Source organism: Paucibacter sp. DJ2R-2 (genome assembly GCF_025717675.1).
Classification (GTDB): domain Bacteria; phylum Pseudomonadota; class Gammaproteobacteria; order Burkholderiales; family Burkholderiaceae_C; genus Paucibacter_A.
Map to the genome: position 1 here is coordinate 126,042 of NZ_JAJIRT010000013.1, position 23,091 is coordinate 149,132.

A 23,091-nucleotide genomic window follows, 5' to 3' on the forward strand; every position below is an offset into this window, starting at 1 on the left:
AAGAAAGTTGGCTGTGCGCGCCGCACGGGGAATGTCTCGATTATCCGCGCCCAGCTCATCGCTTCTTGGTCGCCTTGGCCAGCTTGGCGCCCGGGTCATGGCGACCCAACCAAGCAAAGAATTCCCCGTACCACTGGCGGCTGTTGCGTGGTTTGAGGATCCAGTGGTTCTCGTCAGGGAACCAGAGCAGGCGGCTGTCCACGCCGCGCGCCTTGAGGGTGTTGTAGTAGGCCAGACCCTGGGCATCGGGCACGCGGTAGTCCATGGCGCCGTGGATCACCAGGGTGGGCGTGTTCATGTGCTGGGCAAAGCTGTGCGGGCTTTGCGAGGCAATCTTGGCCGGGTCGTCCCAGTACCAGCTGCCCAGTTCCTTGGCATGCCAGGTGTAGGCGTCATCGGCAAACATGGCCTGCCAGTCGAAGCAGCCGGCGTGGCACACATAAGCCTGGTAGCGGCCGGCCGGCACATGGCCGTTCATCCAGGCCACCATGTATCCGCCGTAGCTGCCACCGGTGGCGAACACGCGTTTCGCATCGGCCCAGGGCTGGGCCAGCAGCCAGTCGGTGCCGGCCTCGATGTCCTGCAGCTCCAGCTCGCCCCAGCGGTGGGTGATGGAGTCGAGGAAGGCGTGGCCGAAGCTGGACGAGCCGTGGTAGTTCACGCAGGCCACCACATAGCCTTGCGCGGCAAACACCTGGTGGTTCCAGCGCCAGTGCCAGCTGTCGCCGAAGGCGGTGTGCGGGCCGCCGTGGATGACATGCATCACCGGGTAGGCCTTCTTTTTCTTGGAGTTGAAGCCGGGCGGGTAGATCAGCCACATCTGGACCTCGTCGCCCTGGCCGCCCTTGAGCATCACTTCCTGATGCTGGCCGAAGTCGTGACGTTTCAAATGCTCGGTGCTGAAGCGCTCGATGCGGGCGCTGCTGCCGTCTTCCAGCAGGCGCGAAAGCCGCGGCGGAAACTGCACGCTGTCATGGTTCAGCACCACGGTGCCGGCGGCCAGCGCGAAGCTGCCCACATGGCCGCCTTCGAACACGATCTCGGCCTGGCAGCGCTTCAGCTCGAAGCGCCAGAGGTGGCGGCGGCCGGCCTGTTCAGCGGCCAGCAGGATGGAGAGGTCGTCTTCGTCCCAGACCAGGGGCGCGCTGACTTCATGGTCCCAGTCGGCCGACATCACGGCCCAGTGGCCGGCCGTGTCCAGCACGGCCAGCTGGCCCGGCATGGTGTGCTTCAAGCCCTGGTGGCTGGCGACGAAAGCCAGGTGCTGGCCGGCGTGGCTGTGGCGCGGCGCGCGGAAATCCCAGCCCTCCACCTGCAAGAGCACGCGGTGCTGGGCGCTCTTGACCTCGACTTCGCCGAGGGCCAGGTCATGGTCCAGGCGCTTGTCTGCCGCGGGGTCGAAGGCGTAGACGATGCGGCGGCCATCGGGCGAGACATCGAAGCTGTGTTCGTCGGGGTCGGCCAGGCTCAGGGCCAGGTCCGTGCCCTCGAAGAGATCGCGCACCTTGCCGCTGTCCACATCGACGACCAGCAGATGCGGCACCCGGCCCATGGGCACATGGTGGTCCCAGTAGCGGTAGACGGCGTCTGCGGTGACGTAGCCGCTTTCCTTGCGGTCCTTGAAGTCCTTGAGCGTCTGCGCTTGGGCGGCCTGGCCTTTCAGCTCGGGCCAGACCCAGGAGATGAAGGCGATGCGCCTGCCATCGGGGAACCACTTGAAGGCTTGCACGCCGGTGGCGACGCCGACGTGGGCCAAGCCCACGCGGCGGGCCTCGCCGCCATCGGGGGCGATGACGTAGAGCTGCGGCTCGCTGTCCTTGGCGCCTTCCTGCTCGCGCCGGGCGATGAAGGCGATGCGGTCGCCGCGCGGGCTCCACTGCGGCGCGCCGTCCTTGCTGTCGGGGCTGCCAGCCTGGGTCAGCTGGCGCGGCTCGCCGCCCAGGGTGGACAGCAGGTAGAGGTGGGACTCGGTCTTGTTGCTCGCCATGTCGCAACGGCTGACGCTGGCCACGGCTTGAGCGCCGTCGGGCGAGAGGCTGGGCGCGCCGACGCGTGCCAGGGCCCAGAGGGCTTCCACATCAAAAGTTTCGGGCTTTGCTGCGCGTGGGGATGCCGCCATGGTCGGTTCTCGAAAGAAGAGGAGAGGTGAGAGAGAGGGGGGGCTACTTGCGGTTCAGGCCATCCAGCTGGGCCAGCAAGGCGCGGGCCGCCCAGCGCCCAATACCGCAACCGCCCAGAATGAAGCCCAGGCCCAGCAGCTGGGGCAGCTGCCACTCGGTGCTGCCGATGAAATCAAAGCCAAGCGCGCGGCCCAGCTCCCAGCCGGCGAGGGCGCCCAGCACAAAGCCGCAGGCATCGGCCAGGCCTTGCTTCAGGCCTTGTTGGAGGTTTTTGTCCATGGCCGCCTCAGCGATGTTGGCGTTGCATGAAGACCAGCTTCTCGAACAGGGTCAGGTCTTGCTCGTTCTTCAGCAGTGCGCCCACCAGGGGCGGGATCAGGTGCTCGGCGCCCGGCTGGCTCAGGGTCTCGGGCGGCATGTCTTCGGCCACCAGCAGCTTGAGCCAGTCCAGCAGCTCCGAGGTGCTGGGCTTCTTCTTCAGGCCGGGCAGATTGCGCACTTCGAAGAAGGTCTTGAGGGCTGCGGCCAGCAGCTCTTTCTTGAGGCCGGGGAAATGCACGTCGACGATGGCCTGCATGGTCACCGGGTCAGGGAACTTGATGTAGTGGAAGAAGCAGCGGCGCAGGAAAGCGTCGGGCAGCTCTTTCTCGTTGTTCGAAGTGATGAAGACCAGGGGGCGGTGCTTGGCCTTGATCAGCTGGCGCGTCTCGTAGCAGTAGAACTCCATGCGGTCGATTTCACGCAGCAGGTCGTTCGGGAACTCGATGTCGGCCTTGTCAATCTCGTCGATCAGCAGGGCGACAGGCTGATCGGCCTCGAAGGCCTGCCAGAGCACGCCCTTGATGATGTAGTTCTCGATCTTGCTGACCTTGTCCACGCCCTCGATGCCGGAGAGCTGGCTGTCGCGCAGGCGGCTGACTGCGTCGTACTCATACAGGCCTTGCTGGGCCTTGGTGGTCGACTTGATGTGCCACTGCAACAGTGGCAGCCCCAGGCTGCGCGCCACTTCTTCGGCCAGCATGGTCTTGCCGGTGCCGGGCTCGCCCTTGAGCAGCAGGGGCCGCTGCAGGGTGGCGGCGGCGTTGACGGCCAGCTTCAAGTCATCGGTGGCGATGTAGTGCTCGGAACCTGCAAATTTCATGGTGTGGATCAAAGTCCTGAAGGTGACGATTCAGTATAAGTGGCCCCCTATAATGCCCGTCGGTACAAGATCTAGACACCCCGGGACCATGAAAAAACTGCTGCAGATCTCGCTCGCTCTGGCCACGTTGTTCGGCGCCAGCGCCTCCGTTCTCGCCAAGGACGCCGCTCCCGCGGCGACCATCGGTCAGGACAAGATCGCCATGTGCATTGGCTGCCATGGCATCCCGGGCTACCAAGCCAGCTTTCCTGAAGTGCACAAAGTGCCCATGATCGCCGGGCAGAACGCCAAGTACATCGCCACGGCCCTGACGGCCTACGCCAAGGGCGAGCGCAAGCACCCGACCATGCGCGGCATTGCTCAGTCGCTGAGCGAGCAGGACATCGCCGACATTTCGGCCTTCTACGAGAAGCAGGCTCCGGCTCAGGCGCTGCCTGAAACTGCGGCGGCTCCCTCGGCTCAAGTGGCCGAACTGCTGACCAAGGGCGCCTGCGTCTCTTGCCACGGTGCCAATTTCAACAAGCCCATCGACGGCAGCTATCCCAAGATCGCTGGCCAGCATGCCGACTATCTGAATGTGGCCCTGAAGTCCTACCAGACCGAAGGCAATGCCGTGGTCGGCCGCAGCAACGCCATCATGGCCGGCCAAGTCAAGCAGTTCAGCCACGCCGAACTCAAAGCGATCGCCAAGTACCTGGCCTCGCTGCCGGGCGAGTTGCGTACCGTGCCGCAGAGCAAGCTCCGCTGAACCAGGCAGACGCAGCAAGCGTCAAACAGTTCACAAAAGGCCGCCGAAAGGGCGGCTTTTTTGTGTCTGATCCAAGGCTGCCCTGGGCCTCTCCGGCCCCATACTGACGCGGTTGCGTCCCCCGGGTTTGCGTTCAGGCTCATGCTCAAGAAGATTCCCATCCAACAGGTTCAGTTGGGCATGTATCTCCAGTCCATGGAGGGTTCATGGCTGTCGCATCCATTTTGGAAGACCAAGTTCGTCCTTCGTGAAGCGGCCGATCTGGAGGCTTTGCTGACCAGCGGTGTGCCGGCGGTGTGGATCGACATCAGCAAGGGCGCCGATGTGCAGACGGCTCCGGCGCCGGACAGCTTGGTCCAGGACTTGATGGACGAGCCTCAGCCCGCTCCTCCACCTCCCGCTTCCACTCCAGCTCCCGCACCGGCGGCTGCGCTCGCTCGGCCTGAGCGTGTCAGCTTGGGTTCCGAGATGGGGCGCGCGGTGCAGACCATCAACCGCTCGCGCCAGGCCGTCACCGCCCTGTTCGGCGAGGCCCGCATGGGCAAGGCGGTCGATGCCGAGATGTGCATGCCCCTGGTTGAGGAAGTGGCCGAGTCGGTTTCGCGCAACCCCTCGGCCCTGATCAGCCTGGCCCGGCTCAAGACCAAGGACGACTACACCTATATGCACTCGGTTGCGGTGTGCGCGCTGATGGTGTCGCTGAGCCGTCAACTGGGCCTGGATGACACACAGACCCGCGAGGCCGGTATGGCCGGCCTTTTGCACGACATCGGCAAGATGATGATGCCGCTCGATGTACTGAACAAGCCGGGGCAGCTGACCGAGGCGGAGTTCGACATCATGCGGTCGCACCCGATGCGCGGCTACATGATGCTCAAGGAGGGTGGCGCCGTGCCCGAGTCGGCGCTGGATGTCTGCCTCCACCACCACGAGAAAATGGACGGCAGCGGCTACCCGCAAGGTCTCAAGGGTGAGGAGATCAGCCTGCTGGCCCGCATGGGCGCGGTCTGCGACGTCTATGACGCCATCACCTCGACCCGGCCCTACAAGGCGGCCTGGGATCCGGCCGGCTCCATACAGCGCATGGCGCAGTGGACCGGGCAGTTCGACCCGGTGGTCTTCAAGGCCTTTGTGAAGAGCGTGGGCATCTATCCCGTGGGCAGCTTGGTGCGCCTGGACTCGGGCCGGCTGGCGGTGGTCATCGATTTGAATCCGCAGAACTTGGCCGCGCCCCATGTGCGGGTGTTCTATTCCACCAAGTCCAAGCTGCCCATCCCGGTTCAGCAACTGGACCTGTCCAACCCGGCCGTCGGAGACCGTGTCGTCGGACGCGAGTCGCCGCAGGATTGGGGCTTCACCCACCTCGACGACATCTGGCGCAAGACCTGACCCCCGTGGTGTGCGCCGCCGCGGCGCCGCACCTGACTTGCCCTGAAGGTTTACCCCATGCGGCAGGGCAGTGCCGTCTCCCTACACTCGGCCGTCGATACGGTTTGAGGGTGTGGTGATGAAAACTCTGTCTTCTCTGGTGATGGGCTTGGCGCTGTGCAGCTTGGTGCCCATGGGCACGGCCCAGGCGCAGACCTTGAGATGGGCCAGCCAGGGCGACCCCCAGACCATGGACCCGCACTCGCAGAATGAGAGCATGACCAATATGGTCAATGGCCAGGTCTATGAGCGCCTGACCCGGCGTGACCGCAATCTCAATATCGTGCCCGGACTGGCCACCGAATGCAGCCAGGTCAGCCCGCTGCTATGGCGCATGAAGCTGCGTCAGGGCGTCAAGTTCCACGACGGCCAGCCTTTCACGGCCGACGATGTCGTCTATTCCATCCAGCGCGCCAAGGAGAGCACGTCGCAGCTGTCCATCTATGCCAATGCCGTCGGTGTGGCGCGCAAGGTTGATGAGCAGACGGTGGAGTTCGTGCTGTCCGCCTTCAACCCGATCTTCCTCCAGCACCTGGACACGCTGTGGATCATGAGCAAACCCTGGTCCGAGGCCCATCGCTCCACGCGCCCCTTGGACTTCAAGAACAAGGAAGAGGGCTTCACCAGCATGAATGCCAACGGCACCGGCCCTTATATGCTGGTCAGCCGTCAACCAGGCATCAAGACCGTCTACAAGCGCAACCCTAATTGGTGGGGCAAGTTCGAGGGCAATGTGCAGGACATCGTCATGACCCCGATCTCCAATGACGCCACGCGTCTGGCGGCCCTGGTCTCGGGTGAGTTGGATTTCGTGCTCGACCCGGCGCCGCGCGACGTCTTGCGCTTGCGCAACACTCAGGGCGTCAAGGTCATCGACGGCCCCGAGAACCGCATCATCTTCATCGGTATGGACCAGGGCCGGGACAAGCTGCTCTACGGCAATGTGCCGGGCGACAAGAACCCCTTCAAGGACCTGCGTGTGCGCCGCGCGCTCTACCAGGCTGTCGACGTCGAGACCCTGCGGGTCAAGTTGATGAACGGCCTGAGCGTGCCCACCGGCGGCCTCACCCCGGCTTCGGTGGCGGCTTACGACGACCCCAAGATCGAGGCGCGCTATCCCTTCGACATGGCAGCCGCGCGCAAGCTCATGGCCGAGGCCGGTTATGCCGACGGCTTTGAGGTCACCCTGGACTGCCCGAACAACCGCTACGTCAATGACGAGGAGATCTGCCAGGCTCTGGCCGCCATGTGGGCGCAGCTCAAGATCAAGGTGCGCGTCTCGGCCATGCCGCGGGTGCTGTTCTTCCCCAAGGTGGAAAAGCTCGACACCAGTCTTTATCTGTACGGCTGGGGTGGTGCCATCACCGATGCGGAGTCCATCTTTGGCCCGGTGTTCCGCAACCGCGGCGAGCGCGGCATAGGCGCCTACAACTACGGCAACTGGCGCAACGACAAGTTCGACAGCCTGGCCGCGCAGTCCAGCGTCGAGGTCGACCCCAAGAAACGCGAGCAATTGATCAAGTCGGCCCTGACCGAGCTCAAGGACCAATTCCAGGTGCTGCCCCTGCACCGTCAGATGATTCCCTGGGCGGCGCGCAGCAATGTCTCGGTGGTGCACCGGGCCGACAACTGGTTCGAGGTGTCCTGGGTGACGCTGGGGAAGTAGCCGGGCAGGGGATGAATAACGCGCCGAAAGCGCGTGCTTCTTCGGCGCTTGCCGGCGCAGCTTGAGGCCTAAGATGAAGGGAATAGCAGCCCGAACGAGCCTCAACTTCATGCATCCCCAATCCCATTCCGCCGCGGCTTTGCCTGGTCTGAAGGCCGGCCTGATCCTGCTGTCCAGCCTGACTCTGGGCCTGGTGCTCAGCGCTTGCGGAGGTGGCGGAGGTGGCAGCAGCGGCACGGATTCCGGCGGCACCGGGGAATCTGCAGCCGGTGTCACCACCTTTGCCGTGACGCCCACGCTCAGCGGTGTGGCTGCGGTCGGGGCGCCGCTCAGCAATGCCCAGATCAAGGTGATCGACGCCGCCGGCGCGGCCGTGGGCTCGGCCACGACCCAGCCCAGCGACGGCAGCTACAGCCTGAGCCTGAGCAGCAAGAGCCTGAAGGGCCCGCTGCTGATCCAAACCTCGGGCCTGGACTCGAGTGGCAACCCGCAGGTCCTGCACTCCATCGTGCCCATTCTGGATGCGGCCAAGCCGGCCATGGTGGCCCATGTCACACCGCTGAGCCAGGCCATCGTTGCCCTGTCCCTGGGCAGCGAGCCGCAGGCTGTGTTTGCTTCCGCTGCGGCCAGTGCCGCCCTGATTGCGCCGGCCGCCTCCGCGGCCAGTGCGGCCGGCGAGTTCGTCAAGACCTTGATCAAGACCCAGCTGACCGATCTCAAAATCACCAACACCGCCACCCTGAATCTTCTGTCTGACCCTGGATTCGTGGCCAACAAGAGCGCCCAAGATTTGCTGCTCGAGGTCCTGCGCGTGCAGGTGGCCCGCAACAACAAGGGCGTGGATCAGCTCCTGATCAGCAACAAGCTGCAGCCCACGGCCGTGCCTGAGGTGGTGGTCGGCCTGGCCGCGGCCCAGATCGAACTGGTCAAGGCCACCGGCGGCTTGCCGGCCAATGCCATCAGCTCAAGCCTCAAGCTGGCCTCCACGTCCAAGGCCACGCTGGACAATCTGGCCAGCCTCGACGAGCTGAGCGCCGGCCTCAACAACCTGATCGCCCAGGGCAAACTGGCCGCCGATTTCAGCGCCTCGGCCTTGCTGGGTACCTATGAAAGCCACAACGCCGGCAGCAAGGCCGATCTGGCCGCTCGCCTGGCCGCCTATGCCGCCAACAAGCGCCAGCTGGGCCGGCTGATGGTGCTCGGTTGTGCCGATGACGTCTTGACGGGCGGCTTGTGCAAGCGCGTGATGGTGGCCGCAACCGTCAGCGATTCCAGCGGCGCCGTGCTCGAGTATTTCAGTGACGCCGCCACCTTCACCAAGGCCGCCGCGCCGGCCACCACCGGCGGCAAATGGAGTCTGATCGGCAATGCCCGCAAGCTGGACATCAATGTCTATCCGGTCAGCGTGCTCGATCTGGCGGCCGATGGCGCGGTCAACAGCGCCACCAAGCCCAATCCCTGGGTCGGCATCCAGGTCGAGATGCAGGCGCAGACCAGCGCCGCCACACCGGTCAAGCTGCTGGACACCGCCACCGTGCAGATGCCCAGCGGCTACAGCATTCCCTTTGCCTACTGCAGCCGGCCCCTGCTGTGCATTTCCTACACCCCCGGGGCGACCCGGGTAACACCGATCGGCAGCATTGCCGACAGTGCCCTGCAGCAGTCCGCCATCGGCTGGCTGGGCAGCGCTGAAAGCCAGCGCGGTGCCAAGTTCGTGGCCGCCTACACCTCGGGCGGCGCGGCAGAAACTCGCTCAGTCTTCCTGCCGGCCGATGTGCCCGCCGACACGGCGCGCAGCCGCTTCCCCAGCCTGGACGCGATCACGGCCACAGCGCCGCTCAAGGCCGCTGCTTTGCGAGACGGCTTCACCATCAACTACGCCACCTGGGCGGCCGCCAACCCGGACATGCGCTTGATCAGCGTGCGCACCTTGTTGACGGGCGGTTTCGTGCCCTTGCTGGTCGACAACGCGCCACCCTTGCCCCCCAAGACCGCCTTGGCGCTGCCGGGCCTGAGCTTGCCCAATCCTCTGACCTTGTCGGCCGAAATCTGGCTGGGCGCTCAGGACATGCAGGGGCGGCGTTTTTACACGAGGTATGCGCTGCAGGCCGAGTGATCGGTAGGCTGCCAGGTCCACGATAAAGAAAAACGGCCTGCTTGAAAAAGCAGGCCGTTTTCATGTGGCGGAAGCTGTGAGATTCGAACTCACGGAGGGGATAAACCCTCGCCGGTTTTCAAGACCGGTGCCTTAAACCGCTCGGCCAAGCTTCCAGATACCTTGGGCGTTCGTCGCGGCGGATTCGCATTCTAGCTGCAAGCTTGCATCAACCCGGCTTCTGCGCCTGCTCGCACTGCACCTGGATGACTTCCAGGCAGCGGCCCTGTTCGACGCGGGCTGCGCTCAGTTGGCCACCCCAGATGCAGCCGGTGTCCAGGGCCAGCAGGTCGGGGCGCTGCAGCAGGCCGAGGGTCGACCAATGGCCGAAAGCGATCGGCTGGCCGGCGCTGCGGCGGCCGGGCGCGTCGAACCAGGGCTGCCAGCCGGGTGGGGCGCTGGCGCTGTCGCCCTTGGTTTTGAGGTCCATGCGGCCCGCTGCGTCGCAAAAGCGCAGACGGGTGAGGGCGTTGATGACCAGGCGCAGGCGATCGGGGCCGCGCAGGTCCTCGCTCCAGCGATCGGGTTCATTGCCATACATCTGCGGCAGGAACTCGGCCAGGTCCGGGCCGCGCAGCACGGCCTCCACTTCGCCAGCCAGGCTCAAGGTCTGAGCCACGCTCCAGTCCGGCAGCACCCCGGCGTGCACCATCAGCCAGCCCTGGGCCAGGCAGGCCATGCGTTGCTGGCGCAACCAGTCGAGCAGGGCGGCTCGGTCGGGTGCGTCGAGGATGTCGCTCAGCGTGTCACCCTTGGAGGCCTTGCGTGCGCCGTGGGCCACGGCCAGCAGGTGCAGGTCGTGGTTGCCCAGCAAGCAGGTGGCCGCCGCGCCCAGGCCGCTCAATCTGCGCAGCGTGGCCAGCGAGGCCGGACCGCGGTTGACGAGGTCTCCGAGGAAGTAGAGCTGGTCGCGCGAAGGCGAGAACGCGATTTTCTTCAGCAGGCGTTCGAGCGCATCGCAACAGCCCTGCAGGTCACCGACAAGATAGTTCATTGCGGGATTGTGCTGCCTTCGCTGTCAAGCGCTTCTGCTACGCTTGCGGCCTCTTGCAATCGCCCGCGCTCAATCTGGGGTTAACCCTCGGTAGTGGCGCTCTCAATGGATACCGCGCTCGTTCTCTTTCTGATTCTGCTCAACGGCTTGTTTGCGATGTCGGAGATGGCTTTGACGGCCAGCCGCAAGGCACGTTTGCAGGTCATGGTCGAGAGCGGCGAGGGTGGTGCGCAAGCGGCCATGGACTTGCATGAGAACCCGACCAAGTTCTTGTCCACCGTGCAGATCGGCATCACTTCGATCGGTGTGCTGAACGGCATCGTCGGCGACGCCGCCTTCTCCGGCCCCCTGGCCGCCTGGTTGACCCTGACCTTTGAGCTCCATGCCAAGGCAGCCGAGATCACGGCGACCGGCCTGGTGGTGGTGATCCTGACCGTGCTGACCATTGTGTTCGGCGAGCTGGTGCCCAAGCGTGTCGGCCAGATCTACCCCGAAACCGTGGCCCGCCTGGTGGCGCCGCCCATGGAGCTGCTGTCCCTGGCGGTGCGCCCCTTGGTGCGCTTGCTGACCTTTTTCACCGAGACCACCCTGGGCCTGATCGGCCTGCGTGGCCGTGCCCAGCGCGGCGTGACCGAAGAGGAAATTGCCGCCAGCCTGGAAGAAGGCTTGGACGCCGGCGTGATCGAGGAGCATGAGCACCAGATGGTGCGCAATGTCTTCCGCCTTGATGAGCGCGAGATCGGCTCGATGATGATTCCGCGTGCCGAGATCGCCTGGCTCGACGCCGACGACACGCCCGAGCAGGTGCTGACCGTGCTGCGCGCCCACGGTTACAGCCGCTACCCGGTCTGCCGTGGCGACCTGAGCGAGGTGCTGGGCGTGGTCTCGGCCCAGGCGCTGCTGCAGCGTGCGCTCAGCGGCGAGGAGCTGGCCCTGGTGCAGGACCTGGAGCAACCGGTGTTCGTGCCGGAGACGCTCTCGGGTATGGAATTGCTGGAACACTTCCGGGCCTCGGATGCGCCCCTGGTGTTTGTGGTGGATGAATACGGCGAAGTGCAGGGCGTGATCTCTGTGCGCGACGTGCTGGAAGCGATCGCGGGCGAGTTCAATGCGCCCGGTGATGGAGATGCCTGGGCGGTACAACGCGAGGATGGGAGCTGGCTGCTGGACGGCCTGATTCCCGTGCCCGAGCTGAAGGACCGCCTGGAGCTGAAGGAACTGCCCGAAGAAGACCGTGGGCGCTACAACACCTTGGCCGGCATGATCATGCTGCTGCTGGGGCGTTTGCCGCGCACGGCCGATGTGGTGGAGTGGAACGCCTGGAGATTCGAGGTCGTGGACCTCGATGGCAAGCGTGTGGACAAAGTGCTGGTCAGTCGACTGGCCGTAGATGGAGAAGAGTAAATGAGTACACCCCCGCTGTATGGCAATTTGGTGCCCCTGGACCGCGAGGCCCACAAGAAGCTGCGTCTGAAGACGGAGCTGTCCACCGTGGACCGCGTGGTCGGCCAGAACTCGCTGTTCTTGGCAGCGGTCGAGTTCGCCGAAGCCTGCAAGGAATACCCGATCGTGTTCGTGCGCGTCGGCGAAACCCCGACGGACGGCTCCAAGCAAGCTGTGGCCCCGCTGGCCGTGTTGGGCCTCAAGCCCGGCAGCAATCTGTTCGTCAAGGATGGCAAGTGGACCGGCAACTATGTGCCCGCCTTCATGCGCCGCTACCCCTTCGCCATGGCCCGTCTGGACCAGAACGAAGACCAGGTGGCCGTCTGCTTCGACAGCGAATGGCCTGGCTTCTCCGAGACCGAGGGCAGCTCCCTGTTCGCCGATGACGGCCAGCCGACCGAGTTCTTGCTGAACGCCAAGAACTTCCTGGAGAGCTTCGAGCAGGAATCCGAGCGCACCCGCGCCATCTGCAACCACCTGGTGGAACTGGACCTGCTGCGCGATATGCGCTTCGAGGCCACCATGGGCAATGGCGAGAAGATCGACGTCGAAGGCTTCCTGGCCGTGGACGAGCAGAAGTTGGCCGAGCTGGCCGACGACAAGGTCGTGCAGCTGCACCGCAACGGCCTGCTGGCCTTGCTGGAAATGCACCGCGTGTCCATGGGCAATATGAGCCGTTTGGCCATGCAGCACACCAACGCCGCTGCCGCTGTTGCCGCCGCCTGAGCGACGCTGACCATGCCCTGACGGCCTGCTTGCACTGACAGGCGGCCGATGCAGCTCCTGACAAACCCGCTGCGGGTTTGCAGGAGCTGTTTTCTTTGGGGTCGCTGGCTACCATGCGGCCACAAAAACCTTCTGGGCGTGTAGTTGATGTCGGTCTTGGTGTTTGAAGGCTTTTTGTCCACCCCGGAGATGCTGGCGCTGTTGGAGCCGGCCTCGGTGGTGCAGACCATGATGGACTTCGAGGCCGCGCTGGCGCGTGCCCAGGGCCGCTGCGGCGTGATCCCGCAGCCGGCGGCGCAGGCGATCGCCAGCTTGTGTCGGGTCGAGCTTTACGATCTGCCGGCCTTGGTCGAGGCCAGCGGGCCGGCCGGCAGTCTGGCCATTCCGGTGTTGCAGAAGCTGGCCGATACAGTTGCCCTGTTCGACCCCGTGGCCGCGGGTTATGTGCATTGGGGCAGCTCCAGTCAGGACATGGTGGACACCACCTTGGTGTTGCTGCTGCGCCGCAGCCTGCGCCTGATCGAGGACGATTTGCTGACCTTGCTCGGCCATTTGCTCGAGCTGGCCGAACAGCAGCCCGGCGTGCCCGTGCTGGCGCGCACCCTGATGCAGCCAGCCCAGATCAGCAGCCTGCGCAGCCGGGTGCTCAACTGGGCTCTGCCACTGCTGCGCAGCGCCCAGGCCCTGCGCGATGCCGCCGACGGCGCTCTGCAACTGCAGTTTGGCGGCGCCGTGGGCACGCTGGCCAGCCTGGGCGAACAGGCCGATGCCGTCAGTGCGGCCCTGGCTGCCGAGCTGCAGCTGCCCGAGCCCGCCATGCCTTGGCACACCCAGCGCGACCGCATGGTGCGCCTGGGCGCTGAGCTGGGCATTCTGTGCGGTGGCCTGGGCAAGCTGGCGCGCGACCTGGCCTGGCTGTGCCAGCCGGAAGTGGGCGAGCTGGCCCTGCGCGAGGCCGTTACACGTGATGCCGAGCGCGGCTTCAAGCGCGGCTCTTGCAGCGTCATGCCGCACAAGAACAATCCGGTGGCCTTTCTGCGCGCCCTGGCTGCGGCCGAGCGGGCGCCGCAGCGCGTGGCCGCCTTGCTGGCCTGCATGCCGCAGGAGCTGGAGCGCGGCCTCGGTGGCTGGCAGGCCGAGCTGGCGGAAATGGCCGGTCTGCTGCTGCATGCCCATGGCTCGGTGCGCGCCTTGTCCGAGGGCCTGGCCGGTCTGCGGGTGTTCCCGGCACGCATGCGCGAGCAGATCGATGCGCAGCGCGGCCTGGTGTTTGCCGAGGCGCTGAATCTGCTCATGTGTCCGCTGCTGGGGCGCGAGGCGGCCCATGCCTGGGTGGAGCAGCTGTGCCGGCAGATTGAGTCCGACAGAGGCGCAGCCGGCTCGGCAGACCTGCTCGCGCTGGCCCAGCAGGCCGCCACGCGGCAAGCTCTGATGCCTGAGCGACTGGACCCGGCTGCCCTGGCTCGGGTGTTCGATGTCGAGGTCGCGACCGCACATGCCGACCGCCGCGTGGCTGCTGTGCTGCAGACGGCGCGCCGGCAATGGGCCGAACTCTCGGACCGGCCGCATTGGTGAGTGCTGCCGTTTGGCGCTTGCTGCAAGCTTGCATGTGGCGCGCCAGATGTAAGTGCGCGAAGCCGGGAACTGGCCGCTTGCAAGCGCCTTGTTCCGACGACTGAGAGTGCCCGCGACCTGTGCGCCCAGCACTGGCGCGGCCTGTAGGGCAGGCCCCGGCTGTGCCTGGCACGTGTCCGGATGTAAGTGCCGCGGCACCGTGTAAGTCACGTGTTTGGCCCCGATTTCCAGGGTGTTCTGTCCCTAGACTGGCCTCCGACTTCGCTCAGATTCGAGCCTGGACGCCAACCCGAGAGCAGTACATGAAACCCGTCGCACCATGCTTTGAAGCCCAGGATCTACCCTCGGGGCTGGCCTTTCGCACCGCTCAAAGCGAGAGCCGCATGGACGCCTACAGCCTGCTCGCCAGGCGCTATGCCGAGCGCGGCTACCTCTGCCAGGAGCTCAGCACGCACAGCGAGGGTTCGGTGACCATCTGCTCGGCCTTTCTGGGGCAGGCGACCGTGGCCACCATTGCCGTGCGCTTCGATGGGGCCCAGGGCTTGGCGGCCGATGCCTTGTTTCCGGGAGAGCTGGCGGCCTTGCGCGCCAGCGGCCTGAGCCTGTGCGAATTTGGCCGCCTGGCGCTGGATCACGATGTCAGCGACAACAAGTCCTTGCTGGCCCGGCTCTTCCACCTGGCTTTTCTCCATGCGCACCGGCTGGCCGGCTGCGAGCTGCTGGTGATCGAGGTCAACCCGCGTCATGTGCCCTTCTACAAGCGCATGCTGGGCTTCGAGCAGCGCTCCGAGGTGCAGCTGAACCCACGCGTGCAGGCGCCGGCCGTGCTGATGGTGCTGAACCTCGTTCATGGGCGTGAGCGGATCGCCAACTGGGGTGGCCGGGCTGCCGAGTTGGGCGCCGCAAGCCGCACGCTCTTTCCGTACTTTTATGGCCCCGACGAGGAAGCGGCGCTGCTGCTCAAGCTGCGGAACTGAGGGGCGCTCCGCCCGCCAACAGCGTTTCAGCTCTTGAGGGCCTCGATCTGCTCGGCCGCCACCAGGCCCTGGAAGGCCGGCCGTGCGAACAGATAGCCTTGCATCAGATGCGCGCCTTGGCTCCACAGCCAGTCGCGTTCGGCGCGGGTCTCCACGCCTTCGGCAATAACCCGGATCCCCATTTCGCGGCACAGGCCCAGCACGGCCTTGATGATCAGCTGGCGCGGGCCATGGCTGTCGATGTCGCGCAGCAAGCCCATGTCCAGCTTGATCAGGTCGGGCTGGAAGTCGGCCAGCAAGGCCAGGCCCGCATAGCCGGCGCCAAAGTCATCGATTGCATTGAGAAAGCCGATGCGCCGGTATTCGGTCATCACCTCGGCGTACCAGCGGCCGTCGCCGACGCGCTCGCCTTCGGTGGTTTCGAAAATGATGCGCTCCAGCGGCAGCCCATGGTGGCTCGCCGCTGCCAGGGTGGTGCGTATGCAGGCCTCCGGTCGGTAGACCGCATTGGGCAGGAAGTTGATCGACAGCCGCGTGCCAGGCAGGGCGGCCAGGCCCAGGCTCACCGCGTCCTTGATGGCCTTGACGCGGCAGGCTTGGTCGAATCGGTAGCGGTTGTCGTCGTTGATCAAGGCCAGCACGCTTGCCGCTGATTCGCCCTGGGGGCCGCGAACCAAGGCTTCATGGGCGTAGATGCTGCCGTCGCGCAGGTCGACGATGGGCTGGAAGGCGTAGCTGAACTCGAATCCGAGGCGCTCTTCGCCTTGGCAGCCCGGGCAGCCGGACTCGTCCAGTTCGCCAAAGTGCGTTGCAGAAATCGGGATGTGCTGCGCTGGGTTCATTCCTGCCTCATGGAAAACAAGCGTTGGGGTGTTCGCGCGGAGGCCAGCTGGCTTGGCGTCAGGGTTGGGGATGCGGCCGCCAGCCCAGTTGGCTGGAGACTTCCTCGGCCGCGCGCCTGAGGCTGCGTGCGGGCAGCCCGCTGGCCGCCAGGCTGAAGCCGCGACTGGGGCCGATGGCGGTCAGGCTCAGCACCATGCGGCCCTGGTCGTCAAAGACCGGCGCGGCCAGGGCACTGACGCCGGCGACCACGCCGTCCTCGGCGCTGGCCAAGCCGACCGTGCGAATTTGGGCCAGCGTCTCGCGCAGGGTTTCCCAGTCCGGGTCGTTCAGGCGGTCGGGTTCAGAGTTGAGGGCGGCCTGCACTGTGCTAGCGGGCAGATGGGCCGCGAACAGCCGGCCCGAGGCCGTGCCGCGCAAGCTCATCACCGTGCCATGTCGCATGCTGATGTGCACCGGGCTGGGCGCCTCGGCCACGCGCACGATGGTCGGGCCGCGGTTGCCCCAGACGGCGATGGCCACGGTCAGGCCCAGGGTCTGGGCCAGCTCCTCGATGCGCGGCGTGGCCAGTCGCACCGGGTCGTATTGCTGCAGGCTGATCAGGCCCAGTTGCAGGGCCAGTGGCCCCAGGCCGTAGCGGCCGCTGACCGCCTCCTGCTCAACCAAACCCAGCTTGATGAAGCTGACCAGATAGGGGTGGGCTTTGGCCGGCGCCATCTCGGCCTCGCGGGCCAGGTCTTTCAGTGCCAGTGGGCGGCCGTGGTGGGCCAGGGCGGTCAGCAACTGGCCACCGACCTCGATGCTCTGGATCCCGCGCGGGCTGCGCTCGGGGCTGGCCTCGGCGGCGTTGCTTGCGTCAGCAGTGTCTGGAGGTTGGGCCATGGCTGCAGATTAGAACCGAAGCGCAGGTGAGCGAGCCTCGATTCAAATGACCTTGCGACGGCACTGGCTCAGCCGGAGGCTGCAATCGGCGCAAAGCAGCCTTCTTGTTCTCCCTCGTGAGGCCCTGCAGTCCGGGCCGCCGCCGGGCTCATGGTTCCGGGGTCGGCCCTGCCGGGCCGACTGCCTTGCGCTGCTCGCGCCTCGGGGCTGGCGCATAACTCTCTTCACTCACTGCGTTCGTTTCGTTCAGACAGACGCGCCAAGTCAGAGCTTGAAGCGCGCGGGTACGCGCGCGCCCCGAGCCGCTGCGCTGCTCAGCCCTTCACAAATCGCCCAGCGGCGGCCCGAACTGCAGGGCGCTTGCATCGCGATCGATGTGCCCTTCGACGGTGGAACACGCCACATTCGAAGGTGGCTCGGCCCGCCGACGGGCGATTTGTGCGCGGCCGAGAGCGCAGCGGAGCGGCTCGGGCGAGCGTACTCGCGCGCTTCAAGCACTGACTCGGCGCCACTGTTTGACCGCAGTGAGCGCAGCGAACGGAGGGAGTTTGGCGCCGCTGAGCCGCGCAGTGAGCACCGAGGGGAGTCGGCTCGAAGAGCCGACCCGGGCACCATGAGCACGGCGGCGGGCCGAGCCACCGCAGCGAAGAAACCAGGCCATCGAACTTCAGCTCCGTGCCGATTCCAGCCGACCATTTCGCGGTATTCGTGTTGGACGAATTTGTTAAATATAGACAAACTCATTTGACTTTGGTTAAATCGGGCCCTGCCGCTTTGTGCTGTTCCGGCGCCCGCGATTGCCCCTCACCGAGAGCTTTGCCATGAGCAACCCGACCCCGACGAGCCCCAAGACTTTCGCTTCGCAAGCCGATCTGGAGGTCAAGAAGGTCAGTTTTGACCAGCTGTCGCCCCATGCCTACGCCTACACGGCCGAGGGCGACCCGAACACCGGCATCGTGATCGGCGACGACGCGGTCATGGTGATCGACACCCAGGCCACACCGGTGATGGCGCAGGACGTGATCCGCCGCATCCGCGAGGTGACGGACAAGCCCATCAAGTACGTGCTGCTCAGCCACTACCACGCAGTTCGGGTGCTCGGCGCCAGCGCCTACCGGGCCGAGGGCTGCGAGCAGGTCATTGCCAGCCAGGACACCTACGACCTCATCGTCGAGCGCGGCGAGCAGGACAAGGCCAGCGAGATCGGCCGCTTTCCGCGCCTCTTCAATGCCGTGGAATCGGTGCCGCCGGGCCTGACCTGGCCGACCCTGACCTTCACCGGCAAGATGACGCTCTGGCTGGGCAAGCTGGAAGTGCAGATCCTGCAGCTCGGCCGTGGCCACACCAAGGGCGACACGGTGGTCTGGCTGCCGCAGGACCGGGTGCTGTTCTCGGGCGATCTGGTCGAGTTCGACGCCACGCCCTACGCCGGCGACGCCTACTTCCAGGATTGGCCCGCCACCCTCGACCGCCTGGCTGCGCTCAACCCGGCCAAGCTGGTGCCGGGCCGCGGCGCGGCGCTGCAAACGCCCGAGCAAGTGCAGGCCGGCCTGAACGGCACGCGCGCCTTTGTCAGCGAGCTCTACGAGAACGTCAAGGCCGGCGCCGCCGCGGGCCTGGATCTCAACGCGGTCTACCGCGAGACCTATGCCCGCTTGGCTGAGCGCTATGGCCATTGGGTGATCTTTGCGCATTGCATGCCCTTCGATGTGACCCGGGCTTACGACGAGGCCAGCGGCCACGCGGACCCGCGCATCTGGACGGCCGAGCGCGATGTCGCCATGTGGAAGGCACTCGAAAACGTTTGATGGATGTGCTGAGCCTGCCGCCATGAATCACCGTTACGTCTACCCGCAGTACGAGGCGCCCACCAGCGCCGACCAGTTGCATTGGCGCGCCACCGGCGAGGCGGTACGCCGCCCGGTGGTGATCGTCGGCGCCGGGCCGGTGGGGCTGAGCTTGGCCCTGGACTGTGCAGCGCGCGGGCTGGCCGTCGTGCTGCTGGACGACAACAACAGCGTCAGCATCGGCTCGCGTGCGGTCTGCTATGCCAAGCGCACGCTGGAGATCTGGTCGCGTCTGGGCCTGGCGCAGGATCTGGTGAATCAAGGCGTGAGCTGGCGCCTGGGCCGGGTCTTCCATGGCGAGGGTCTGGCCTACGAGTTCGACTTGCTGCCTCAGGCCGGCCATGAGCAGCCGGCCATGATCAATCTGCAGCAGTACCACCTGGAAGAGCGACTGGTGGTCGCCTGCATGGCCGAGCCGCTGATCGATCTGCGCTGGAAGCACAAGCTGCTGGCACTGGCCGACGACGTTGGCGAGGAGGGCGGCCCGCTGCGCCTGCGCATCGAATCGCCTGAGGGGGAGTTCGAGCTGCTCGCCGATTGGCTCTTGTCCTGTGACGGCGCCAGCAGCGATGTCCGCCGCATGGTGGGCTCGGAGTTCAGCGGCAAGGCCTTCCAGGACCGTTTCCTGATCGCCGATGTGCACATCCCCGAGGCCCTGGGCTTCCCGACCGAGCGGCGCTTCTGGTTCGACCCACCATTCCACCCCGGCCAATCGGTGCTGCTGCACCGCCAGAGCCGCAACATCTGGCGCATCGATTTCCAGCTCGGCTGGCAGGCCGACCCCGAGCAGGCACGTCAGCCCGAGAACGTGCAGCGCCTGGTACGTGCCATGCTGGGCCCAGAGCTGCCGTTCGAACTGGAATGGGTCTCGGTCTACCAATTCGCTTGCCGCCGCATTGACCGCTTCCGCCATGGCCGCGTGCTCTTCGCCGGCGATGCCGCGCACCAGGTCTCGCCCTTCGGCGCACGCGGTGCCAACAGCGGCGTGCAAGATGCCGACAACATGGCCTGGAAGCTGGCCGCCGTGTTGCAAGGCCGCGCGCCCGAGGCCTTGCTGGACAGCTACCACTTCGAGCGCGCCGCCGCCGCCGACGACAACCTGCGCCAGTCCACCCGCTCGACCGATTTCATCACCCCCAAGACGGCCACTTCGCTGCAGCTGCGCAATGCCGTGCTGGAGCTGGCCCGGCGCGAGCCCTTGGCCCGTCCGCTCGTCAACAGCGGCCGCCTGTCCATGCCCACGGCCTACCGCGATTCGCCGCTGAACACGGCCGATGCGCCGGGGGCGTTCGAAGCCGGGCCGGCCCCCGGTGAGCCCGTGCCCGATGCGCCGGTGCACTGCGCCGGCCAAGCCAGCTGGCTGCTGCGCGAACTGCACCGTTCGGGGGCAGGCTTTGTGCTCTTGAGCTTCGGCGCGGTGGCCGCGTCAGAGCTGCCGGCTGAGTGTCATGCGCTCGTGGTGGGCGAAGACTTGATCGATGCCGAGGGCCTGCTGGCCGCTCGACTGGATGCCCGACCCGGCAGCGTCTACCTGATCCGCCCCGACCAGGTGGTGGCGGCACGCTGGCGCGCCTTCGACGCGGCGGCTGTGGCTCAGGCCCTGGACCGTGCGCTGGCGCGCAGCCCGGTAGCCTCGACTGCTCCCGCCGTTGCCCCCGCGAGCGCCGCTCTGAAACGCGAACCCAATCTGCAAGACCCCGACGGTTTTTACGAACACCTGATCGCCGCCCAGAGCGATCTGGACGAGGGCCAGGCCCAGCGCTTTTTGGCCAAACTGAGCCTGATTCTGGCCAACCATATCGGTGACAGCGCGCTGCTGCGCGAGGCGATCGACCTGGCCCGCGAACCTGAAACATCGACTTTGACTTCCAACGAATCTGCACCATGAGTGAAGCCCTGAATTACCAAGCCGGTTTCGGCAACCAGCATGTCACCGAGGCCGTGGCCGGCAGCCTGCCGGTGGGCCGGAACAGCCCGCAGCAGGTGGCCCATGGCCTCTATGCCGAGCTGCTTTCGGGCGCGGCCTTCACCGCGCCGCGTGCCGAGAACCTGCGCACCTGGATGTACCGCCGCCAGCCCTCCGTCGTGGTGGGTAGTTATCAGCCCCTGAGCCATGCCTTCCTCAAGACCGGCGCGGCTGAGGGCCAGGCCGCTCCGCCGGACCCGCTGCGCTGGGCGCCGACCGCCATCCCCGAGGCTCGCAGCGATTTCGTTGCCGGCCTGCGCACCCTGGTCGTCAACGGCGACCCCGATGCGCAACTGGGCATGGCCGCGCACATTTACCTGGCCAATGCCTCGATGGAGCGCAGCGCCTTCGTCAACGCCGACGGCGAGCTGCTGATCGTGCCGCAGCAGGGCGCCCTGCGCATCACCACCGAGCTCGGCCGCCTGGACGTGAAGCCGGGCGAGATTGCGCTGATTCCGCGTGGCCTGGCCTTCAAGGTGGCGGTGGATGGCCCCTCGCGCGGCTACATCTGCGAGAACTACGGCGCACCCTTCCGCCTGCCGGAGTTGGGTCCCATCGGCTCCAACGGCCTGGCCAATCCACGCGACTTCCTGGCTCCGGTGGCGCATTTCGAAACCGAGGCCGGCGCCTACGAAATCATCAAGAAGTTTGGCGGCAAGCTCTGGCGCGCCGAGCAGGGGCACACGCCCTTCAATGTGGTGGCCTGGCATGGCAATCTGACGCCCTACAAGTACGACACGGCGCATTTCATGACCATCGGCTCGATCAGCTTCGACCACCCGGACCCGAGCATCTTCACCGTGCTGACCTCGCCCAGCGACACCGCCGGCTGGGCCAATGTGGACTTCGTGATCTTCCCGCCGCGCTGGATGGTGGCCGAAGACACTTTCCGCCCGCCCTGGTACCACCGCAATGTGATGAGCGAGTTAATGGGCCTGGTCCTGGGCCAGTACGACGCCAAGCCCGAGGGCTTCAAGCCCGGTGGCTCCAGCCTGCACAATGCCTACGTGCCGCACGGCCCGGACACCGAAGCCTTCGCCAAGGCCAGCAGCGTGGACCTGGCGCCGCACAAGCTGGACCACACCCTGGCCTTCATGTTCGAGACACGCTGGCGCTTGCTGCCCACCGAGTTCGCCATGAACGGTGGCGCGCTGGAAACCCGTTATGCCCAGTGCTGGAGCGGCTTGCAAGACCGCTTCAGCGCCTGAATCGACTTCAGCAATATTGACCGATAGTTTGAGAATCCCATGAGCTTGATCGACCACACCCACAGCCCCAGCGCCCAGTCCTGGGTGAACAGCGCCAACGCGGCCGACACCGACTTTCCCATCCAGAACCTGCCCTACGGCTTGTTCCGTCGCGCCGGCAGTAATGAGAGCGCTCGTGTCGGGGTGGCCATCGGTGAGCAGATCCTCGATCTGCGCCTGGCCGCCGCTGCTGGCAAATGGAGCAGCAGCGTGCAGGTGCTGCTGCAGCCCCTGGCCGATGGCAATCTGAACGCCTTCATGGGCCAGCCCTCGGCGGCGCGCCTGGAACTGCGCCATGCCTTGTTCGATGCGTTGCTGGCCGGCTCCAAGCAAGAGGCCGCTTTGCGCGCCTGCCTGCTGGCCCAGGCCGAGGCGCAGATGGCCGTGCCCTGCCGCATCGGCGACTACACCGACTTCTACACCGGCATCCACCACGCCACCACGGTCGGCAAGCTGTTCCGCCCGGACAACCCGCTGCTGCCCAATTACAAGTGGGTGCCCATCGGCTACCACGGCCGCAGCTCGTCCATCGGCGTCAGCGGCGGCACGGTGCGCCGCCCGCTGGGCCAGCTGAAAAGCCCCGACGCCGAAGTGCCGGTGTTGGCCGCTTGCAAGCGCCTGGATTATGAGTTGGAGCTGGGCGTCTTTGTGGCCAGCGGCAATGAGCTGGGCACCCCGATTCCGATGGAGCAGGCCGATGAGCATCTGTTCGGTGTGACCCTGCTCAATGACTGGTCGGCCCGCGATGTGCAGGCTTGGGAGTACCAGCCGCTTGGCCCCTTCCTGGCCAAGAACTTCGCCACCACCATCTCGCCTTGGATCGTCACCATGGAGGCGCTGGAACCTTTCCGCGTGCCGTTCTCTCACCCGGCCGAAGATCCCCAGCCCTTGGCCTACATCGATTCGCCGCGCAACCGCAGCGAAGGCGGCTATGCGATCGAACTCGAAGTTTGGATCCAAACCGAGAAGATGCGTGCCGCCGGCCAGCCGGCCACGCGCCTGATGCGCTCCAACTTCAAGCACGCCTACTGGACCTTGGCCCAGATGCTGACCCACCACGCCAGCAATGGCTGCAATCTGCAGCCGGGCGACTTGATGGGCACGGGCACCCAGTCTGGCCCCGATGCGGCCGAAGGCGGCTCGCTGCTGGAGCTCTCGCTGGGCGGCAAGCAAGCCCTGACCTTGCCCAATGGCGAGACACGCACCTTCTTGCAAGACGGCGACAGCATCAGCCTACGCGGCTCTGCCGAAACCAGCAGCCTGGCCGGCGGTGCCCGTCGCATCGGCTTCGGCGACTGCAGCGCCACCATCGTGCCTGCGCCGCAGCTCTGAGCCT

General features: G+C 65.9%; 18 protein-coding genes and 1 tRNA gene. 12 read left to right on the plus strand and 7 right to left on the minus strand.

Features of this window, described 5'->3' with window-relative positions; all coding sequences use genetic code 11:
- Nucleotides 1–55: 55 nt before the first annotated feature.
- From LNV28_RS22825 to LNV28_RS22835, 3 genes are read right to left on the minus strand one after another with little or no spacing between them, the layout of a single operon-like run.
- Nucleotides 56–2,119: a S9 family peptidase gene (locus tag LNV28_RS22825; RefSeq protein WP_263519928.1), complete on the minus strand. Its 2,064-nt coding sequence runs from the start codon at nt 2,117–2,119 to the stop codon at nt 56–58.
- Nucleotides 2,120–2,162: 43 nt separating this feature from the next.
- A complete protein-coding gene (locus LNV28_RS22830) occupies nt 2,163–2,399 on the minus strand; it encodes a hypothetical protein (RefSeq protein WP_263519927.1) in 237 nt (78 codons plus the stop codon).
- Between the two features lie 7 nt (nt 2,400–2,406).
- Nucleotides 2,407–3,261 carry an AAA family ATPase gene (locus tag LNV28_RS22835; RefSeq protein WP_263519926.1) on the minus strand — a complete coding sequence of 285 codons (855 nt, stop codon included), beginning with the start codon at nt 3,259–3,261 and terminating at the stop codon, nt 2,407–2,409.
- An 88-nt stretch (nt 3,262–3,349) separates the two neighbouring features.
- Here LNV28_RS22835 and LNV28_RS22840 point away from each other — a divergent pair, with 88 nt between their 5' ends.
- The 4 genes from LNV28_RS22840 to LNV28_RS22855 all read left to right on the plus strand — a co-directional run bounded on the left by LNV28_RS22840 (nt 3,350) and on the right by LNV28_RS22855 (nt 9,219).
- The gene (locus LNV28_RS22840; RefSeq protein WP_263519925.1) at nt 3,350–4,009 is read left to right on the plus strand and encodes a c-type cytochrome; all 660 of its coding nucleotides are present in this window, start codon (nt 3,350–3,352) and stop codon (nt 4,007–4,009) included.
- A 141-nt stretch (nt 4,010–4,150) separates the two neighbouring features.
- The gene (locus tag LNV28_RS22845) at nt 4,151–5,398 is read left to right on the plus strand and encodes an HD-GYP domain-containing protein (protein ID WP_263519924.1); all 1,248 of its coding nucleotides are present in this window, start codon (nt 4,151–4,153) and stop codon (nt 5,396–5,398) included.
- A gap of 118 nt (nt 5,399–5,516) precedes the next feature.
- A complete protein-coding gene (locus LNV28_RS22850; RefSeq protein WP_263519923.1) occupies nt 5,517–7,103 on the plus strand; it encodes an ABC transporter substrate-binding protein in 1,587 nt (528 codons plus the stop codon).
- A 109-nt stretch (nt 7,104–7,212) separates the two neighbouring features.
- Entirely contained in the window at nt 7,213–9,219 is a 2,007-nt protein-coding gene (locus LNV28_RS22855) for a hypothetical protein (protein WP_263519922.1), read from the plus strand.
- 65 nt (nt 9,220–9,284) lie between these two features.
- Here LNV28_RS22855 and LNV28_RS22860 read toward each other — a convergent pair.
- A tRNA-Ser gene (locus LNV28_RS22860) sits at nt 9,285–9,374 on the minus strand.
- A 53-nt stretch (nt 9,375–9,427) separates the two neighbouring features.
- Nucleotides 9,428–10,252, minus strand: a complete 825-nt coding sequence (locus LNV28_RS22865; protein ID WP_263519899.1) for a symmetrical bis(5'-nucleosyl)-tetraphosphatase — start codon at nt 10,250–10,252, stop codon at nt 9,428–9,430.
- Between the two features lie 105 nt (nt 10,253–10,357).
- Between LNV28_RS22865 and LNV28_RS22870 the strand changes: the two genes are divergently transcribed.
- From LNV28_RS22870 to LNV28_RS22885, 4 genes are all read left to right on the plus strand, one after another.
- Nucleotides 10,358–11,656, plus strand: a complete 1,299-nt coding sequence (locus tag LNV28_RS22870; protein WP_263519898.1) for a hemolysin family protein — start codon at nt 10,358–10,360, stop codon at nt 11,654–11,656.
- Nucleotides 11,657–12,421: a SapC family protein gene (locus tag LNV28_RS22875; protein ID WP_263519897.1), complete on the plus strand. Its 765-nt coding sequence runs from the start codon at nt 11,657–11,659 to the stop codon at nt 12,419–12,421.
- 147 nt (nt 12,422–12,568) lie between these two features.
- Nucleotides 12,569–13,996 carry a lyase family protein gene (locus LNV28_RS22880; protein WP_263519896.1) on the plus strand — a complete coding sequence of 476 codons (1,428 nt, stop codon included), beginning with the start codon at nt 12,569–12,571 and terminating at the stop codon, nt 13,994–13,996.
- 302 nt (nt 13,997–14,298) lie between these two features.
- On the plus strand, nt 14,299–14,973 hold the full coding sequence (locus LNV28_RS22885) for an N-acyl amino acid synthase FeeM domain-containing protein (protein ID WP_263519895.1): 675 nt from the start codon (nt 14,299–14,301) through the stop codon (nt 14,971–14,973).
- A 26-nt stretch (nt 14,974–14,999) separates the two neighbouring features.
- Here LNV28_RS22885 and LNV28_RS22890 read toward each other — a convergent pair whose 3' ends face one another.
- Nucleotides 15,000–15,815, minus strand: a complete 816-nt coding sequence (locus tag LNV28_RS22890; protein WP_263519894.1) for an EAL domain-containing protein — start codon at nt 15,813–15,815, stop codon at nt 15,000–15,002.
- A 58-nt stretch (nt 15,816–15,873) separates the two neighbouring features.
- The gene (locus LNV28_RS22895; RefSeq protein WP_263519893.1) at nt 15,874–16,695 is read right to left on the minus strand and encodes an IclR family transcriptional regulator; all 822 of its coding nucleotides are present in this window, start codon (nt 16,693–16,695) and stop codon (nt 15,874–15,876) included.
- An 821-nt stretch (nt 16,696–17,516) separates the two neighbouring features.
- On the opposite strand from LNV28_RS22895, the gene LNV28_RS22900 reads away from it, so the two are divergent.
- From LNV28_RS22900 to fahA, 4 genes are read left to right on the plus strand one after another with little or no spacing between them, the layout of a single operon-like run.
- On the plus strand, nt 17,517–18,503 hold the full coding sequence (locus LNV28_RS22900) for an MBL fold metallo-hydrolase (RefSeq protein WP_263519892.1): 987 nt from the start codon (nt 17,517–17,519) through the stop codon (nt 18,501–18,503).
- A gap of 22 nt (nt 18,504–18,525) precedes the next feature.
- Complete coding sequence (locus LNV28_RS22905; RefSeq protein WP_263519891.1) at nt 18,526–20,430, plus strand: FAD-dependent monooxygenase; 1,905 nt, start codon at nt 18,526–18,528, stop codon at nt 20,428–20,430.
- Nucleotides 20,427–21,716 carry a homogentisate 1,2-dioxygenase gene (gene hmgA, locus LNV28_RS22910; protein ID WP_263519890.1) on the plus strand — a complete coding sequence of 430 codons (1,290 nt, stop codon included), beginning with the start codon at nt 20,427–20,429 and terminating at the stop codon, nt 21,714–21,716. The genes LNV28_RS22905 and hmgA overlap by 4 nt, the downstream gene beginning before the upstream one ends.
- 39 nt (nt 21,717–21,755) lie before the next feature.
- Nucleotides 21,756–23,087 carry a fumarylacetoacetase gene (fahA, locus tag LNV28_RS22915; protein ID WP_263519889.1) on the plus strand — a complete coding sequence of 444 codons (1,332 nt, stop codon included), beginning with the start codon at nt 21,756–21,758 and terminating at the stop codon, nt 23,085–23,087.
- Nucleotides 23,088–23,091: the final 4 nt, after the last annotated feature.

Excerpts from the sequence above, each read along its gene's own strand:
- LNV28_RS22855 (WP_263519922.1), top strand. The coding sequence starts at position 7,213 with ATGCATCCCCAATCCCATTCCGCCGCGGCTTTGCCTGGTCTGAAGGCC.
- LNV28_RS22850 (WP_263519923.1), top strand. The coding sequence starts at position 5,517 with ATGAAAACTCTGTCTTCTCTGGTGATGGGCTTGGCGCTGTGCAGCTTG.
- LNV28_RS22885 (WP_263519895.1), top strand. The coding sequence starts at position 14,299 with ATGAAACCCGTCGCACCATGCTTTGAAGCCCAGGATCTACCCTCGGGG.
- LNV28_RS22895 (WP_263519893.1), bottom strand. The coding sequence starts at position 16,695 with ATGGCCCAACCTCCAGACACTGCTGACGCAAGCAACGCCGCCGAGGCC.
- LNV28_RS22890 (WP_263519894.1), bottom strand. The coding sequence starts at position 15,815 with ATGAACCCAGCGCAGCACATCCCGATTTCTGCAACGCACTTTGGCGAA.
- LNV28_RS22900 (WP_263519892.1), top strand. The coding sequence starts at position 17,517 with ATGAGCAACCCGACCCCGACGAGCCCCAAGACTTTCGCTTCGCAAGCC.
- LNV28_RS22865 (WP_263519899.1), bottom strand. The coding sequence starts at position 10,252 with ATGAACTATCTTGTCGGTGACCTGCAGGGCTGTTGCGATGCGCTCGAA.
- LNV28_RS22835 (WP_263519926.1), bottom strand. The coding sequence starts at position 3,261 with ATGAAATTTGCAGGTTCCGAGCACTACATCGCCACCGATGACTTGAAG.
- hmgA (WP_263519890.1), top strand. The coding sequence starts at position 20,427 with ATGAGTGAAGCCCTGAATTACCAAGCCGGTTTCGGCAACCAGCATGTC.
- LNV28_RS22875 (WP_263519897.1), top strand. The coding sequence starts at position 11,657 with ATGAGTACACCCCCGCTGTATGGCAATTTGGTGCCCCTGGACCGCGAG.
- LNV28_RS22825 (WP_263519928.1), bottom strand. The coding sequence starts at position 2,119 with ATGGCGGCATCCCCACGCGCAGCAAAGCCCGAAACTTTTGATGTGGAA.
- fahA (WP_263519889.1), top strand. The coding sequence starts at position 21,756 with ATGAGCTTGATCGACCACACCCACAGCCCCAGCGCCCAGTCCTGGGTG.
- LNV28_RS22840 (WP_263519925.1), top strand. The coding sequence starts at position 3,350 with ATGAAAAAACTGCTGCAGATCTCGCTCGCTCTGGCCACGTTGTTCGGC.
- LNV28_RS22905 (WP_263519891.1), top strand. The coding sequence starts at position 18,526 with ATGAATCACCGTTACGTCTACCCGCAGTACGAGGCGCCCACCAGCGCC.
- LNV28_RS22870 (WP_263519898.1), top strand. The coding sequence starts at position 10,358 with ATGGATACCGCGCTCGTTCTCTTTCTGATTCTGCTCAACGGCTTGTTT.
- LNV28_RS22880 (WP_263519896.1), top strand. The coding sequence starts at position 12,569 with ATGTCGGTCTTGGTGTTTGAAGGCTTTTTGTCCACCCCGGAGATGCTG.
- LNV28_RS22845 (WP_263519924.1), top strand. The coding sequence starts at position 4,151 with ATGCTCAAGAAGATTCCCATCCAACAGGTTCAGTTGGGCATGTATCTC.
- LNV28_RS22830 (WP_263519927.1), bottom strand. The coding sequence starts at position 2,399 with ATGGACAAAAACCTCCAACAAGGCCTGAAGCAAGGCCTGGCCGATGCC.